Genomic DNA, 15246 nt, shown 5'->3' on the forward strand with positions numbered 1-15246 from the left:
TCGCCACACGCTACGACCGGCTCGCCACAAACTTCCACGCCGCTGTCTGCATCGCGGCGGTCGTCAGCTACTGGTTATGAGTCCCAACCCTAAGCCGTAGGTTTTAAACGGCGGGTACAGGTTTCATGTCCTCGAGTTGCAGGCGATGATGCTGGTGGTGGTAGCGAGGATGTTGAAAGAGCGGATGAGAATCAGCGCCAGTGTCATTCGAACTCGACTGTTCAATACCGTCATATCCGCGGAAGCGGGTATCTTCTCACGCTGAGCGTCGTGCACGGTGAAGGATGTGCCTGCGACGGAGAAAGAGATGCCTACTTGCGTGGGCATGATGGGATGACGTGCTGAACCGAAACACTGACAGAGTCTCGACAGGAGCAGGTGTTTGTTGGGTCGCGAGAGCCGGATCGCCGGCCAGGGGCTGCCGCCGTCGGGCTTCAATCATACTCTTCACCGCTCTCGAAACGGATTGACGATCCGCAGCCGTCCGTCGATCAGCATCCCGTGCTGCATGTCTTCCGACCACAGCGTTTCGCAATCCGCATCGAGCGCGGAGGCGACGATCATCGCGTCGTAGATCGCGAGCGTGTGGCGCTCGGCGAGCGCCAGCCCTGCCTCGTGGACGGAAACCGTCATCGGCTGCACCGTCAGCAGAGCGCGCAGCAGCGACAGAAACTCATGCGTTTCGTGCCAGCTCAAGCGCATCTTGCGGCGCGCAACGTTAGTGACTTCGTTGAGCACCTGAACGCTGATGACGCCGCCCTGGCCGATGATCGCCTCCGCCACCACTGCCTTCGCCGCATCGCCGGAGGCGATATAAACGAGGACATTGGTGTCGAAGAAACTACCGGGCATTCACCTCGTCCCGGTCGAAGTGGAAATCGGATGGCAGACGGCCCCGAAAGGCGCGCAGCCGCTTCAGGAGTTCCGCCCGGTCAGGCTTGCGGGTGATGCCGAATTCCCGCGCGCCTTCAACGTGAACCTCAATCTCGTCCCCCTCCTTGAGGCCGAGCGCTTCGACCACAGCCGCAGGAAGACGAACAGCTAGACTATTACCCCATTTGGCAACCTGCATCTCTGCCTCCGGCCATAGATATACGTGGATAGACATGTATATCCTGACCGAGAGCCGATCAAGCACAGCGGCTCGGCTGTCCTACGTGGTCGTAGCCGCCTGACGACGCCCCGCCCCTACTCCGCCGCCAGGGCCTCGTCCTTCTTTCGCGCCTTATGCGCCGGTTTGCGGACGGCCGGGGCCTGGGGCAGCTGCATCGCCTGCTCCAGCACCTTCAGCTTGTAGGTCGTGCTCAGCCAGCGCGTATGCGAGTGATAGTCGCCGATCGCGCGCCAGACGTCGCCATGCTCCTCGTCGATGTATTGGCGCAGGATGCTGGCGGCAGCCACGATGTTGAAACAGGGGCTGAGGATCAGCCGCGTCACCACCGTCTGCGGCGCGAGGCCGGTGGCGCGGGCCAGCGGCGTTACCCAGCGCGTGTTCACCTGCATCAGGCCGAGATCGTGCGAGCCGTCCTTGTTCGCGCTCACGGTGCCGACGCGCCCGCCCTCCACCCGCTGGATGGCGGGCAGCGCCCGCACCGGCAGCTTGTAGGCGGCAGCGGCCGCCACCATGCATTGGTGATAGGGGATGGTGGCCGGCACGCGCCCGCGGCCCTCAGCTGCCCTTGAGCGAGGCGTAATAGGCGGCCAGCGCCTGGATGTCGGCGTCACTCAGCTGGCCGGCGATGCCCGTCATCATGTCGGCCGAGCCGCCCTGCCGCTTGTGAGTCTTGTAGTCGAGCAGCGCGGCCTGCAGGTAGCCCTGCTTCTGCCCGGCGATGTTCGGGATGGTGGGCGTCGCCGAAATGCCGTTGCTGCCGTGGCAGGAGGCGCAGAGCGGCGCCTGCGGCGGGGCCGAGGCGGCCTGCGCCGCGTGTGGCAGCAGGGCGGGCGCCACCAGCACCATTCCAAGCGCCAGCCGCTGAGACAGTCGGGGGATCATCGCGGGCCTCCTCTCCTTGCGGCGCGGAGGCTAAGCCCCGCTGCCGCCGTTGGGCAAGCGGCGGCGAGGCGTGCGCGCAGCCGCGTGATCTCGGGCCCCGTCACGCGGACGGGGGCGGCGCCCAGCGCCTCCTGGATCAGCGCCACGTCCCGCGCCTCCGCCCCCCAGGCGGGGTGCAGGGCGATCGGACCCGCGCCGCCCGCGAAGGCCTGCCGGTCCCCGGTGTCGAGATAGCTTTCCGCGGGCAGCCCTTCGGCCAGGATCACTGCATGGCGCGGCAGTTCGACGTGGTGATAGGTGACGTGCCGCCGGCGCATCTGGCGGATGCTGTCCCCGTTCAGCAGATGCTTGACCGGGATCAGCACGCCCTCGGCGAAGATCGCATGATCGGGCGAGAGCAAGAGCGGCCGCGCCGGCTGGCCGGGTCCGAAGGCATGGGGCGCGATGCGCACGGGCCAGACCTTCGCGGGCGCCGGATGCCGGGTGCAGTCCAGGCTGCGCTGCCCCACCCAGCGGATGGGCAGCACCGCGCCCTCCACCGTCACCAGCCGGTCGCCCGGGCGCAGATCCTCGACCAGCCGCAGCCCCTCGGGCGTCAGGAGGCGCGTGCCGGCGGCGAAACAGGCGGGCTGGATGGCGACGGCGCCGCCCGTCACGTCGAACATCACGCTTTCGCCGAAGAAGGCGTTGAGGCCGGTGTTGATATAGGCGCCGGCGCCATCGGACGGGTAGCCCAGCACGTTCTGGCTCTGGTCACCGCCCAGGGTGAAGTCGAGCAGCGTCGTGTCGCCGGCCGTGAGCGTCACGCTGTCGATCGGCGTCCCAACGGTGAAACTGTCTCCGCCCGGGATGAAGCTGCTCGGCGCACCGGTATCGAGCACGACGCCGGTCTGCACGCCCAGCGTGCCGCCATTGACGGTGAGGGTGCCGTTCACGAGCTGCTCGGCATAGTCGTAGGCGTCGCTGCCCGAGATCGTCTGCCCCTGCATGGCGATGGTGCCGTAGGCGTCATAGGCGGTGATCTGGTCCGGCGTCAGGCCGAGCTGCAGCGTGCCGATGGCTTCCGTCTGGCCTGGCGCGATGGGGCCGACATCGGCGAGACTGTTCAGCGTCACGATGAAGCCCGCCGCATAGGCGGTGCCGAACTGCTTGAGGAAGGTTTCGAGCCCTTCCTTGTCGGCGAGAGAGGCGCCGAAATCGCCATAGAAGGCGCTGTAGAGCGGCGGCCCGCCGGTCGCCGCATTGTCCGCGTTCCAATAGGGGCCGCTCGCCGTCTCGATCTGCGCAATGGTGCCGGTGGTCGTCAGCGTCTCGCCATTGGTCGCGCGCAGGGAGACGCTGCCCGTCACCGGCACGGCGGTATAGCTCATGCCGCTGGAATAGTTGTTTGTCAGCGTGCCGGCGCCCTGGGTCACCGGCCCCCAGGCGGCGTCATCCGCCACCCAGAAGCCTTTGCCGCCGGTATCGAATTCGTACATCTGGAAGGTCTGGCCGCCATCCAGGCTGACCTCGATGCCGATCTTGTAGATGCCACCGGCATCGACGAGATAGAGCGGCATCGTCGCCGTTGCGTCACTCACCGCACGCCTCCCTGCCCGGCCACGGCGCCGAGCATACGCCGCTCATTGCCCGATGGAAACGGCGGGCAGGCGCGCCATGATGTCCTCCAGCCGGTCGGCCTCCGCCGCCGGCTTGTCGGTGCGGATGCGGTTGATGCGCGGGAAGCGCAGGGCCACGCCGGATTTGTGGCGGCCCGAGCGCTGCGCCGCATCGAAGGCGATTTCCAGCACCATGGCCTTCTCCACCTCCCGCACCGGACCGAAGCGCGCGGTGGTGTGGTTGCGCACCCAACGGTCGAGAAAGGTGAGTTCCTGATCGGTGATACCGGAATAGGCCTTGCCCACGGGCACCAGCTCCGCCGTCTCGCCCTCCCCGCGCCAGACACCAAAGGTGTAGTCGGAATAGAGGCTGGAGCGGCGGCCATGGCCGCGCTGCGCATACATCAGCACGGCATCCAGGGTCAGCGGATCGCGCTTCCATTTCCACCACGGGCCCTTCGGCCGGCCGGCGAGATAGGGGCTGTCGCCGCGCTTGAGCATCAGCCCCTCGATCCCTGCGTCTCGCGCGCCGAGGCGGAGTTCGGCCAGCGCCTCCGCCCCGTCCACGGGGATGAGCGGCGAGAGGTCCATGCCGGCCGGGCGGTGCGCCGCGTACCAGGCCTCGAGCCGCGCCCGGCGCGCGTCGAAGGCCAGCGGCCGCAGATCCTCGGTACCGTCGAAGAGAATGTCATACAGGCGGACGGCGGCGGGGAAGTCCTTCAGCATCTTGGGCCCCGGGGCCTTGCGGTTGAGGCGCTGCTGCAAATCGGCGAAGGGCGCGACGGTGCCCTCCCGCATCACCAGCAGCTCGCCATCCAGCACGCCCGCGAAGTCCATGGCGGCGACGATCTCGGGAAAGCCGTGGGAGATGTCCTCGGCCGTGCGAGTATAGAGGCGGCGGCCTTGGGCGGTCGCCACCAGCTGCACGCGGATGCCGTCCCACTTCCATTCGGCACGATAGGCCGACCAGTCGAGCGCGCCGCGGTCGGCCTCCTCCAGCGCATGGGCCAGCATGGTGGGGCGGAAGACCGGCGCGTCCCCCGCCGCGGGCTTCTCGGCCCGGCCGGAGAGCCAGTCGAAGAGCGGGGCATAGGGCGGGGTGAGGCCATGCCAGACCTCCTCGATATCATCCGCCGGCACGCCCGCGATCTCGCCCAGCGCCGTCTTGGCGAGACGGGCGGAGGCGCCGACGCGCAGGCCCCCGGTGATGAGCTTGAGCAAGGCGAGGCGTTCCGAAGCGTCCGAGACCGAGAGCCATTCGGCCAGGATGGGCGGCAGGTCGGCCTTCGGCGTCGCCTCCAGCACATGCACCACCTCCGAGAGCCGGGGCGCCGAGCCCGCCCGCCGCTCCGGCCAGATCAGCGCCACGGTTTCGGCGAGGTCCCCCACATAGTCGTAGGACCAGGCGAACAGCGTCTCATCCACCCGCGCGCGGGTGATCTCGCGGATCATCGCGGGCTTGGCGGCGGTGAAGGAAAGATCGCCCGCGATGGCGGCGAGGGCATAGCCGCGGTCGGGGTCCGGCGCGGTTTCGAAATAGGCGCGCAGCAGGGCGAGCTTGGCGAGGCGGCCGGGGGTGAAGACCAGCCGCTCCAGCAGATCGGCGAAGGCCCTCATGCCGCCTCGCCTTCCTCGTCCTCATAGCCGATGAGGCGGAGCGCCCGGCCGCGAATCTGGCGCAGCGCCAGGGCGTGGATCAGCGCTTCCTCCGTGCCGTGCGTCACCCAGACTTCCGGCGCGCCGGTCTCGGCGATGGTGGCAAGCAGATCGTCCCAATCGGCATGGTCCGAGATCACCAGGGGCAGCTCGACGCCGGCCATCTTGGCGCGCTGGCGGATGCGCATCCAGCCGGAGGCGCGGGCGATGACCGGATCGCTCATGCGGCGGGACCAGCGGTCGGCGGCGGCCGCGGGCGGCGCCAGCACCAGCGCGCCACGCAACGCCTCCTTCGGCGCGGCAGTCGCCGGCGGCAGGGGGCCGAGGGCCACGCCCTGCGCCTCATAGAGGGCACAGAGGCTGGCCAGCGCGCCGTGGATGTAGATCGGCGCGTCGTAGCCCGCCTGCCGCAGCAGGGCGATGACGCGCTGCGCCTTGCCCAGCGCATAGGCGCCAACGACATGCGTGCGCTCGGGGAAAATCTCCCGGCTGCGCAGCAGCTTGGCGATCTCGTGGCCAGGGTCGGGATGGCGGAAGACCGGCAGGCCGAAGGTCGCCTCGGTCACGAAGACATCGCAGCGCACGGGTTCGAAGGGCGCGCAGGTCGGGTCCGGCTGGCGCTTGTAGTCACCGCTGACGACGGCGCGGCTGCCCTGCCAGTCCAGCACGATCTGCGCCGCCCCGAGCACGTGGCCGGCGGGTATCAGGGTGATGGCCACGCCGCGATGGGTGATGCGCTCGCCATAGGGCAGCGCCTGCTGCGTCTCCCCTGCCCCGCCCTCACCCATGCGGGCGCGCATGATGGCGAGCGTCTGCGGGGTCGCCAGCACCGTGCCATGGCCGGGCCGCGCATGGTCGGAATGGCCATGGCTGATGACGGCGCGCGGCACGGCGCGCACCGGGTCGATGAAGAAATCCCCCGGCTCGCAATAGAGCCCTTGCGGCAGGACGCGCAGCCAGGTGTCGGGATGAGGCGCGGGCATTGGTGAGGATATGGGCATGGCCCGAGCGGTTACAATCTGGTGCGTTTTCTTTTTGTTCGCTATTGATTATTGCAATTTTAAGACACATCCTCGCTTATAAATCGAAATGTAACTGCAATTATGAGACTTTCGGCTTAATAAGTGAGGTGCCCATGAAGTTCTGGTGGCGAAATGTCAATGCGGCGATGCCACCCGCACCGTTGCCGCCTCGCGGAGATCTGCCCCAGCGCTTTGATGCGGCGCGTCCGCTTGCCTTCATGCATGTCCCCAAGACCGCTGGCATTACCCTGACGGAAGCACTGCAAGCTGCCGTCCCGGAAGCGCGCACCGTGCGCGGCTTGGACCGGGCACTTTTCGGTGTTTTCTCGGCCTTCGACACGATGTCGCCGGCTGAGAGAGACGCGATCTATGCCAGTCCTGAACGCTTTCCGCCCGATGCCCAGCTGATTATGGGCCACATCTCCCGCTCGACACTTCGCGCCGCCTACCCCGCCGCCCAGCTGATCACCGTGCTACGCGATCCCCTGACCCGCCTACTTTCGCACTGGCTCTATTGGCGGCAACATACCGATGCGATGCTGGAACCCGTGGGCGGCTGGGCCGAGATGGTGCGGAAGAGCCGGCTGCCCCTCGCATCCTTCCTGGCGGACCCAGTGCTCGCGCCGCAGACGGACAATATGACGCTTCGGCTGCTGCTCTGGCCCGATCCTCGCCTCGCTCCGGATCGCTTCATCGATCCTGCAGACGATGAGGCACTGTTTACCGACGCGGTGGCGTGCCTGCGTGACTTCGCCTTTCTCGACGTGATCGAGAATCCGGCGTTTCGCTCCCGCCTCGACGCATGGTTCGGCCGGCCGCTCAGCCACGGCCGCTTGAACGAAACGCAGCACGTGCCGGCGGATTTCCGCAGCCCCTTGCATCGTGAGTTCACCGCAGAGACCTTTGGCCTGCTGGCCGCCCGTACGCGGCTGGACGACCGGCTGTGGCAGGCGATTGCGCGCGCCGTGATGCCCGGCCGCGACTTGGACGATCTTCGCACCAAATCGCGCCTGTTGCACATGGCGCGCTACGGCGCCCTGATGGCGCCCGAGGTCAGGACCAGCGCTGCGGCCTAAGCGCCGATGAGGGGTGGATCGCGGGGTCAAGCACGGCTGGCCTAGCCCGGCGATGACGGCAGAACGTGTGCTTCAATCAAAACCTGACGGCCTCTCATCCACCGAGGCTGGACGGTCAGGACAGAGCCGCCACCGCGGACTGACCGCCGGTCAGTCCAGCCCGGCTTCGCGCCGGGCGCGCTTCATGAAGACGTCGAGATAGTCCTGCAGGTCGTTGACGCTCGCGGCCGAGAGGAAGACGGGCGCAGTGATCGTCACCTCTCCTTCGGCGAGACCGAAGACGGCCCGGCGGAGCCCCGACTCCCCCGTCGCCACGGGGGTCACGCCAGGCGCCGGTGCGCGGGGGGCGACCGCCGCCGGCGCCGCCTCTCCCATCTCGCGCTCCTCCGCGATCATCTGCTGCGTCTCCCGCCAGGCGCGGAGTGCCGCCTCCGCCGCCGGGGGAATGAAGCGCTGGGTGAGCAGGAAGGCGCGCAGCGTGCCATCGCTCGCGCCCCGGCCGGGAAAGCGTTGCGCCAGCTGCTGGAAGAGACCGGGCGCCACCGCCGCCTCCTCGAGCGCCGCGACGCGCTCGGCCGCACCCGGGGGATGGGCGATGATCCTGACCGCACGCTCTGAGACCCGCAGCGCATCGCCCTTGCCCTCCAGCAGGCCGAACTTGCCGAGCGCCGCCATGACGGCGAGCGACTTGCCGTTCACCCCGGAATAGCCGAGGCGTTCAGCCGTCAGGGCACGAGTCAGCAGGCTCCGATAATCGCTGTCGTAAACGCTTTTCACGCGCTGCACGGCCTCGCGCAGGCCGACTTGCGGGTAATTCGGGCTACGGCTGCGCGCCATCTTAAGGGTTCTCCTACAGATTTTTCCTATAAACGCCCTTCGGCGGACCCTCAAGCGCGGTACGCAGCGCACGTTAAGATGCGTTATGTTCGTTATAATCTGGTTAGACGTTAGGGCAGAGCGCCGCGGCGATCCTCGGGGGAAGGAGCGGCGGCCCCGCCCCGAAGCGCCTTGGGGCTTGCGGATATTCGCGCTATGTTCTCCTCCGATGAGCGCCAGCGCCCCTGCCCGCCGCACCGCACGGAGACGAACCGCGACGGGCGCGCCCCGCCTGCTGCCCCCCGGCTTCGCGGCGTGGTTCGCCGGGCGTGGCTGGCAGCCGCGGCCGCATCAGCTCGATGTTCTGGAGGCGTTCCAGCAGCACCGCCACGTGCTGCTCATTGCCCCCACGGGTGGCGGCAAGACCCTCTCCGGCTTCCTGCCGAGCCTGATCGACCTGGCTGACGGAAGGCGGCCGGAGGGCAGCGGCGTCCACACCATCTATGTCAGCCCGCTCAAGGCGCTGGCGACGGACATCGCCCGCAACCTGGCCGAGCCCGTGGCCGAGATGAACCTTCCCATCCGCATCGAGACCCGCACGGGGGATACGCCGCAGAACCGCCGCGCCCGCCAGCGCGAAACGCCGCCCGCCATCCTGCTGACGACGCCGGAGAGCCTCGCCCTCCTGCTCTCGCAGGAGAATGCAGCCGCCTTCTTTCAGGACCTCCGCTCCGTCATCATCGATGAGGTGCATGCGCTGGCGGGCATCAAGCGTGGCGATCTGCTGGCGCTGGGCCTCGCGCGCCTGGCCCGCCTCGCCCCCGCCGCGCGGCGCATCGGCCTGTCCGCGACCGTCGCCTGGCCTGAGGCGATTGCGGCTTACGTCTCGGCGGATGGCGCGGGTGGCGACCTCGCCCTGATCGAGGTCGCCGATCCCAGCCCGCCCGATCTCTCCATCATGCTGCCGGAAGGCCACCTCTCCTGGGGCGGCCATATGGGCCTTGCCGCCGCGCCCGACATCCTGGCGCGCGTCCGCGCGGCCGGGCTCACCATCGTCTTCGTCAATACGCGCGCCCAGGCCGAGCTGTTGTTCCAGGAAATCTGGCGCATCAACGAGGAGACGCTGCCGATCGCCATCCATCACGGCAGCCTCGCGGTGGAACAGCGGCGGCGCGTGGAGGCGGCGATGGCCGAAGGGCGGCTGCGCGCCGTCATCGCCACCTCCTCCCTCGATCTCGGCATTGACTGGGGCGGGGTGGACCAGGTGATCCAGGTTGGCGCGCCGAAGGGCGTCTCCCGCCTGTTGCAGCGGGTTGGACGCGCCAATCACCGCATGGACGAAACCAGCCGCGCCGTGCTGGTGCCCGCCAACCGCTTCGAGGTGCTGGAATGCGAGGCGGCGCGCCAGGGCGTCGCGGCGCGCGAGCTGGATGGCGACCCACCCCGCCCGGGCGGCCTGGACGTGCTGGCCCAGCACCTTCTCGGCCTCGCCTGCGCGGGCCCCTTCCATCCGGACGAGGCCTTCGCCGAAATCACCTCTGCCGCGCCCTATGCGGCGCTCGACCGCCAGACCTTCGACGACGTGCTCGGCTTCGTCGAGAACGGCGGCTACGCGCTGCGCGTCTATGACCGCTATGCCAAGCTGTTCCGGGACGCCGAGGGGCGCGTCCATCTCCGCAACCCGCGCATCGCCCGGCAATACCGCATGAACATCGGCACCATCGTAGAAGCGCCGATGATCCGGCTGCGCCTGGGCCGCGGCCCGGTTCTGGGCGAGGTCGAGGAATGGTTTGTCAGCCAGCTCGCCGAAGGCGACACCTTCATGTTCGCCGGCCGCCTGCTGCGCTTCCTGCGCCTGCGCGAGACCTGGGCCGAGGTCGCGGAAGGCGGATCGGGCACGCCGCGCGTGCCGACCTATGAGGGCGGCCGGCTGCCGCTCTCCACCGGTCTTGCCGCCCGCGTGCGCGCCCTGCTGCACGACCCGGCGCGCTGGCCCGCCTTCCCCGCGCCCGTGCAGGAATGGCTGCGCCTGCAGGCCGAGCAATCCGCCCTCCCCGGGCCGGGCGACCTGCTGGTGGAAACCTTCCCCCGTCGCGGCCTTTGGTATCTCGTGGCTTACTGCTTCGAGGGCCGGAACGCGCATCAGACCCTCGGCATGCTGCTGACGCGGCGGATGGAACGCATGGGGCTCGGGCCGCTCGGCTTCGTCGCGACCGATTACGTGCTCGCCGCCTGGTCGGCTCAGGAGCCGCGCGACCTCGACACGCTCTTCGCGCAGGACATGATGGGCGACGATCTGGAAGCCTGGATGGCGGAAAGTTCCATGCTGCGGCGGACCTTCCGCCAGGTGGCGGTGATCGCCGGGCTCGTCGACCGGCAGATGCCGGGGGCGGAGCGCAGCCGGCGCCAGGTGACGGTGAACACGGACCTGATCTATGACGTGCTGCGCCGGCACGACCCGAACCACATCCTGCTGCGCGCCACCTGGGCGGATGCGGCGGGCGGCATGACCGATCTCGGCCGGCTCGCCGAGATGCTGCGGCGTGCGGCCGGCCACATCACCCATCGTGTGCTGGAGCATGTCTCGCCCCTCGCCGTGCCCGTCATCCTCGACATCGGGCGCGAGCAGGTGGCGGGCCGCGCGGCGGAGGATCTGCTCGCCGAGGCGGAAGCGCTCGTTGCGGAAGCGACGGGCGAGGAACACCCCGAGAACGTTCTTGCACGATCATTGACTTTGGACCCGAGGCTGAGCTGACGCATGAAGACCGTGCCTAACGCGACCCCGACCGGATGCGGAGCATGAGCACCGCCGCCCCGCTGCATATCGGCGGCGAGCGCCTGATGCTCGACCCTTCAGGCGCCGTCTATTGGCCGGCGCGCAACCTTCTGATTCTAGCGGATTTGCACCTGGAGAAGGGCTCGGCCGCCGCGGCGCGCGGCCGGCTGCTGCCGCCTTACGACAGCCGCGTAACCCTGGACCGTATGGCCCAGTTACTGCGGCATTATTCCGCGAAAGCGGTGCTGGCCCTGGGCGACAGCTTCCATGACGCGGCCGGCCCCGCGCGCCTGCCGGAGGCCGAGCGTGCGCGCCTTGCGGCGCTCGGCGCGCGGGTGGAGTTCCTCTGGGTGCTCGGTAATCATGACGCAGCGCTGCCGGCCGATCTGCCGGGCCGCGTGGTGCCGGAATGGGCCGACGGGCCCTTCCGCTTCCGCCACATCGCCGAGAGCGGCCCAGGGGCGGAAGGCGTGGAACTCTCCGGCCACTACCATCCCAAGGCGACGGTGCCGGTGCGGGGGACAAGCATCACCCGCCCCTGCTTCCTGACGGATGGGCAGCGGCGGCTGATCCTGCCCGCCTTCGGCAGCTATACGGGCGGGCTGGACGTGGCGGACCCCGCCCTCGCCCGGCTCTTCCCGCGCGGCGGGCGCATCTTCCTGCTCGGCGAGGGGCGGCTGTTCCATTTCCACATCGCCCGCGCCCGTGCCGGCGCCGCGGTGCCGGCGTGAAGCTCGCCCCCGCGCTGCTCCTGCTGCTGCTCGCCGCCATGCTCGAGGTGGGGGGCGACGCGCTGATGCGCCGCGGCCTGCTCGGCACCGGCGCCGGGAGCCGCGCAGGCTTCCTCGCGGCGGGCACGCTGGTGCTCGCGGCCTATGGTCTCTTCGTCAACCTGCCGGCCTGGGATTTCGGCCGGCTGCTCGGCGTCTATGTCGTGCTCTTCTTCGTCGTCGCCCAAATGGTGAACCGGGTCTTCTTCGGCGTCTCGCCGTCCCTCCCCGTTCTCCTCGGCGGCGCGCTGATCCTGGCCGGCGGCGTGGTGATGACCTTCTGGCGGGGGTAGCGGCGCCGCCCCGCGCATTCGTGACGCGCGCCACACCGCCCCGCATGGCACCATGCGACGAACGCGAATAAGGCAGAGCATGCAGGTGAGTGACTGGCGGATCGGCCGCGACGTTCCCTGGTCCGTCGCCTGGTCGACGGAGCAAGCCTTCCGGCTCAGGCCTTCCCGACAGTTTCCCGGCTGGGTCGATCTGGTGCAGCAGGAACGCCCCGGCTTTGGCGCGCCGAAATTCGCGGAGATGAATCTCAGCCGCCAGCGGCGGGCGATGCGCGATCATCTCTGCCATGTCTGCGGCGGCCGGACCGAGCCTCAGGATCGCCATCTCTTTCCAGGTGCGACAGGCGGCTTCGTGACCCTGGGGGCGGCGGAGCGGCGCTACGCCAGCACGGTGCCCGCGGTGCATGGGGCCTGCGGCCAGCAGGCGCTGCGGCTCTGCCCGCATCTCGGCCGGATGGCGGCCAGGCCCATGGCCTATCCGCGCGAGCCCAGCCTGCTGCGGCCGACACCCGAGGTGCCGGACGGCATGGCCGAGGTTGCGCGGTCGCTCCCCAGCCATTTGCCCGTGGTCTATTCCCTCGTCCGCATCTATGGTCCTCGCTTCAGCGCGCGGGTGGCGGAGGGTGCGTGACGCCGATCCTGGTGAGCCTCGAGCCTGCCCGGCAGCACGACGTGGCGAGGCTGCTGACGCAATCCGACGCTGTGGCGGCGCGGCTCTACCCCGGTGAATACAGGCGCCCCATCACCGCTTCGTCGCTCGCTCAACCCGACACGCATGTTCTTGTTGCCCGGTTGGACGGGAGGGCGGCCGGCTTGTGCGTCGTCTTCGATCGTGGTGATGCGACGGTGGAAGTGAAGCGCATGATCGTTGACGCGGAGGCGCGCGGCCAGGGCGTCGGGCGGGCCCTGCTCTCCGCCGCGCATGGCCACGCGACAGCACTGGGCGCTGGCCTGGTCTTGCTCGAGGTGGGCATCCGGAACCTCGAAGCCCAAGCGCTCTACCGGACGGCGGGCTACGTGCCGCGCGGGCCGTTCTTCCCCTACGACGCGTCCCCGATCAGCCTTTTCATGGAGAGGGTTCTTTTGGCATCTGATTTGGCTCCCTAACAATCGGATGCTGCATGACCGATTTCGACCCAAGATTGTCTTCCAGTTGCAGATCTTGAGATCTGGAAAGCGGACATTGAACTCGTTGCCGTGACCCTGTTCCAATTCAGGCGACACGAAGACCCGGAGGTCACCATCTTCACCTTGGATGACAGCTAGCGTAGTCACCCACAACGTGTGCGCGCCAAGTTGAGGGCGGTAGCCACCTCATCTTGGCGCGCTAAATAAGAGCTTAGCGGGGGACGACTTTGCCGGTAGGGGTCACCATGAAGTCCCCCTTATTTGTCCCAGAGCCCATCCAATCTCCTTTGCCATCAGATTTCAGATGGGACACATTCGCGTAGCCTGCAGCCATCGCATCATATCGTGCCTGCTGCTTTGTGATGGGTCCGGTGGCGCTTTGCGCCGAAGCGAGAACCGGCATTCCAATCATCGCAGTGCAGATTGCCACTGACAGAAATCTCATAGCATCCTTCGATTGGTTTCTGTTGTGCCGCTAAGGCGGGCCGAATTGCTACAGGTGTCGATCGCAAACAGAAGCACCTGAATTGAAGCAAAGTGTATCGTGCTTATCCGACGAAAGCATCACGTCTTGCTGAACACCCTAAGGCGTGGTGGCGGCTGCATTTGTAGCGGCGATCTTTGATCAAGTCCCGCTGACAATCTGGACGATCCAGGAGGGCACATAAACGGTTCGACCTCGCTCTGGGGCAACATAATTCAGAAAGACACGAGCACCGCTCGACTCGCTTGGATGCACGCGTCGTCGCAGAATGGCGGAGACAGATCATGAGGTTTCCGTCGGACCTATCACGTTTCGCGTTTCTCGAATTGCCTCGTTTCGGCGGGGCAGGCTGAGGACGCACACCAGCACGAGCACGGCGAGGGTAAGCGTGATCGACACGCATCCGGTTCCGAGGCCCTCGCCTCCCATCTGCCCGGGCTTGCCAGCCCAATCCGCAAAAGAGGCACCGAGCGGTCTGGTCATGATGTAGGAGAACCAGAAGGCGAAGATGCCATTTAGGCCGAAGGCGCGGAAGCCAATGGCAGGCGCCAGGAATAGCGCGAGAAAGAGGAAGCCGGAGAGCAAGAAGCCAAGACCGAGGGTCGCCGCCGTCATGTCTCCCGCAGCGGTGCCCAGAGCGAAGGTGGCGCAAACCGTCAGCCAGTAGAAGGCTTCGCGACGCCGCGTCGTGACGTGATGGATCGAAAGCGTTCCCTCGCTCCGCTGCCAAAGCAGAAAGACCGCCCCCAGCACGAGCGCAAAGCCGATCGTGGACAAAAGGAAGGGCACCCCGATCACGACGTGCAGGATATCGGCCGCCATGGTGCCGACGATCGCGACCATGGCAACGAGCAGCCAGTAGATCCAGGCAACATAGCGCGTTTGCAGGAACTGTAGCACCAGCGCGAGGAGGAAGCCGCCAGTACAGAGCAGCACGGCGAGGACCGGGTTCCAATGGAAGACGAGATAATCGGAGGTCGCCTCGCCCATCGCCGTCGTGAGAATCTTGATGACCCAAAAGGTGAGCGTAATCTCAGGAACCTTGGACTGCACGAAAGCGCTGAAAAGAGTCGCGGGGTTGGTATTGGATCGAGTCATCGGGCGCCTGTGTCTCCAGCCGGATGGGCCACGCCAGACGGCGCACAGCCGCCGGCCGCGCTCCTTTAGGGCCGGTCACGCCAGATTGTCACCGGGCAGAGCCTTACATTGGGAACTCCCAATCTCGGACGCAAACTCTCCCAAGGTTCCTCGTGGCAAGAGAGCGACGATCGCAGCCGAAGGAGCGCCCCATGCAGAGCCAGACACTATCCGCAAACTCTCCACACCGTGGTTTGCTGAACAAGGTACCGGAAGTGACCTTGATCTTCTGGATCATAAAGATCATGGCGACAACGGTGGGCGAGACAGCCGCCGACTTCATCAACATCCGGTTAGGCCTTGGTCTCTCGGGCACGTCCGTTGTCATGTCTCTCTTGCTTGCCGGCATCATTGTGCAGCAGGTGCGGGCGCCGCGTTACATTCCGTGGCTCTACTGGCTGAGCGTCGTCATGGTCAGTGTCGTCGGCACCCTGATTACCGACAATCTCAGCGACAACCTGGGCGTGAGCTTGCTGATCTCGACCCCGGTTTTCGCA

The 15246-nt window shown here is 67.4% G+C and carries 16 protein-coding genes and 1 pseudogene; 8 read left to right on the top strand and 9 right to left on the bottom strand.

Features of this window, described 5'->3' with window-relative positions; translation table 11 throughout:
* A pseudogene (locus ACYQ6W_RS21935) lies at nucleotides 1-80 on the top strand (IS5/IS1182 family transposase); the annotation flags it as partial.
* 367 nt (nucleotides 81-447) lie between these two features.
* On the opposite strand, the gene ACYQ6W_RS21940 reads toward ACYQ6W_RS21935, so the two are convergent.
* The 7 genes from ACYQ6W_RS21940 to ACYQ6W_RS21970 form a co-directional block, all read right to left on the bottom strand.
* The gene (locus ACYQ6W_RS21940) at nucleotides 448-852 is read right to left on the bottom strand and encodes a PIN domain-containing protein (RefSeq protein WP_459678346.1); all 405 of its coding nucleotides are present in this window, start codon (nucleotides 850-852) and stop codon (nucleotides 448-450) included.
* Nucleotides 842-1072, bottom strand: coding sequence for an AbrB/MazE/SpoVT family DNA-binding domain-containing protein (locus ACYQ6W_RS21945; RefSeq protein WP_459678348.1), 231 nt, complete (start codon nucleotides 1070-1072; stop codon nucleotides 842-844). Before ACYQ6W_RS21945 ends, ACYQ6W_RS21940 begins: the two co-directional genes overlap by 11 nt.
* A 116-nt stretch (nucleotides 1073-1188) precedes the next feature.
* On the bottom strand, nucleotides 1189-1656 hold the full coding sequence (locus tag ACYQ6W_RS21950; RefSeq protein ID WP_459678349.1) for a lytic transglycosylase domain-containing protein: 468 nt from the start codon (nucleotides 1654-1656) through the stop codon (nucleotides 1189-1191).
* 13 nt (nucleotides 1657-1669) lie between these two features.
* The gene (locus ACYQ6W_RS21955; RefSeq protein ID WP_459678350.1) at nucleotides 1670-1996 is read right to left on the bottom strand and encodes a c-type cytochrome; all 327 of its coding nucleotides are present in this window, start codon (nucleotides 1994-1996) and stop codon (nucleotides 1670-1672) included.
* Nucleotides 1993-3576 (bottom strand): Hint domain-containing protein, encoded by a 1584-nt coding sequence (locus ACYQ6W_RS21960; RefSeq protein WP_459678352.1) that lies wholly within the window; start codon nucleotides 3574-3576, stop codon nucleotides 1993-1995. The genes ACYQ6W_RS21955 and ACYQ6W_RS21960 overlap by 4 nt, the downstream gene beginning before the upstream one ends.
* Before the next feature lie 42 nt (nucleotides 3577-3618).
* Nucleotides 3619-5211, bottom strand: a complete 1593-nt coding sequence (locus ACYQ6W_RS21965; RefSeq protein WP_459678354.1) for a cisplatin damage response ATP-dependent DNA ligase — start codon at nucleotides 5209-5211, stop codon at nucleotides 3619-3621.
* On the bottom strand, nucleotides 5208-6233 hold the full coding sequence (locus tag ACYQ6W_RS21970; RefSeq protein ID WP_459678355.1) for a ligase-associated DNA damage response exonuclease: 1026 nt from the start codon (nucleotides 6231-6233) through the stop codon (nucleotides 5208-5210). The genes ACYQ6W_RS21965 and ACYQ6W_RS21970 overlap by 4 nt, the downstream gene beginning before the upstream one ends.
* A 2-nt stretch (nucleotides 6234-6235) precedes the next feature.
* On the opposite strand from ACYQ6W_RS21970, the gene ACYQ6W_RS21975 reads away from it, so the two are divergent.
* Nucleotides 6236-7348, top strand: coding sequence for a hypothetical protein (locus tag ACYQ6W_RS21975; protein ID WP_459678356.1), 1113 nt, complete (start codon nucleotides 6236-6238; stop codon nucleotides 7346-7348).
* Between the two features lie 150 nt (nucleotides 7349-7498).
* Here the strand turns inward: ACYQ6W_RS21975 and ACYQ6W_RS21980 are convergent, their stop codons facing one another.
* Nucleotides 7499-8185, bottom strand: coding sequence for a hypothetical protein (locus ACYQ6W_RS21980; RefSeq protein ID WP_459678358.1), 687 nt, complete (start codon nucleotides 8183-8185; stop codon nucleotides 7499-7501).
* 208 nt (nucleotides 8186-8393) lie between these two features.
* On the opposite strand from ACYQ6W_RS21980, the gene ACYQ6W_RS21985 reads away from it, so the two are divergent.
* From ACYQ6W_RS21985 to ACYQ6W_RS22005, 5 genes are all read left to right on the top strand, one after another.
* A complete protein-coding gene (locus ACYQ6W_RS21985; protein WP_459678359.1) occupies nucleotides 8394-10919 on the top strand; it encodes a ligase-associated DNA damage response DEXH box helicase in 2526 nt (841 codons plus the stop codon).
* A 44-nt stretch (nucleotides 10920-10963) separates the two neighbouring features.
* A complete protein-coding gene (gene pdeM / locus ACYQ6W_RS21990) occupies nucleotides 10964-11671 on the top strand; it encodes a ligase-associated DNA damage response endonuclease PdeM (protein WP_459678360.1) in 708 nt (235 codons plus the stop codon).
* Nucleotides 11668-12003 (top strand): hypothetical protein, encoded by a 336-nt coding sequence (locus tag ACYQ6W_RS21995; RefSeq protein WP_459678362.1) that lies wholly within the window; start codon nucleotides 11668-11670, stop codon nucleotides 12001-12003. The genes pdeM and ACYQ6W_RS21995 overlap by 4 nt, the downstream gene beginning before the upstream one ends.
* An 85-nt stretch (nucleotides 12004-12088) precedes the next feature.
* Complete coding sequence (locus ACYQ6W_RS22000; RefSeq protein WP_459678363.1) at nucleotides 12089-12631, top strand: hypothetical protein; 543 nt, start codon at nucleotides 12089-12091, stop codon at nucleotides 12629-12631.
* On the top strand, nucleotides 12628-13107 hold the full coding sequence (locus ACYQ6W_RS22005) for a GNAT family N-acetyltransferase (RefSeq protein ID WP_459678365.1): 480 nt from the start codon (nucleotides 12628-12630) through the stop codon (nucleotides 13105-13107). Before ACYQ6W_RS22000 ends, ACYQ6W_RS22005 begins: the two co-directional genes overlap by 4 nt.
* A gap of 787 nt (nucleotides 13108-13894) precedes the next feature.
* Here ACYQ6W_RS22005 and ACYQ6W_RS22010 read toward each other — a convergent pair.
* A complete protein-coding gene (locus tag ACYQ6W_RS22010; RefSeq protein WP_459678366.1) occupies nucleotides 13895-14710 on the bottom strand; it encodes a COG4705 family protein in 816 nt (271 codons plus the stop codon).
* Between the two features lie 191 nt (nucleotides 14711-14901).
* Here ACYQ6W_RS22010 and ACYQ6W_RS22015 point away from each other — a divergent pair.
* Nucleotides 14902-15246: COG4705 family protein (locus tag ACYQ6W_RS22015; RefSeq protein ID WP_459678369.1), on the top strand; the 345-nt coding region annotated here is incomplete at its 3' end.

The sequence above is a fragment of the Acidisoma sp. 7E03 genome (assembly GCF_054665075.1).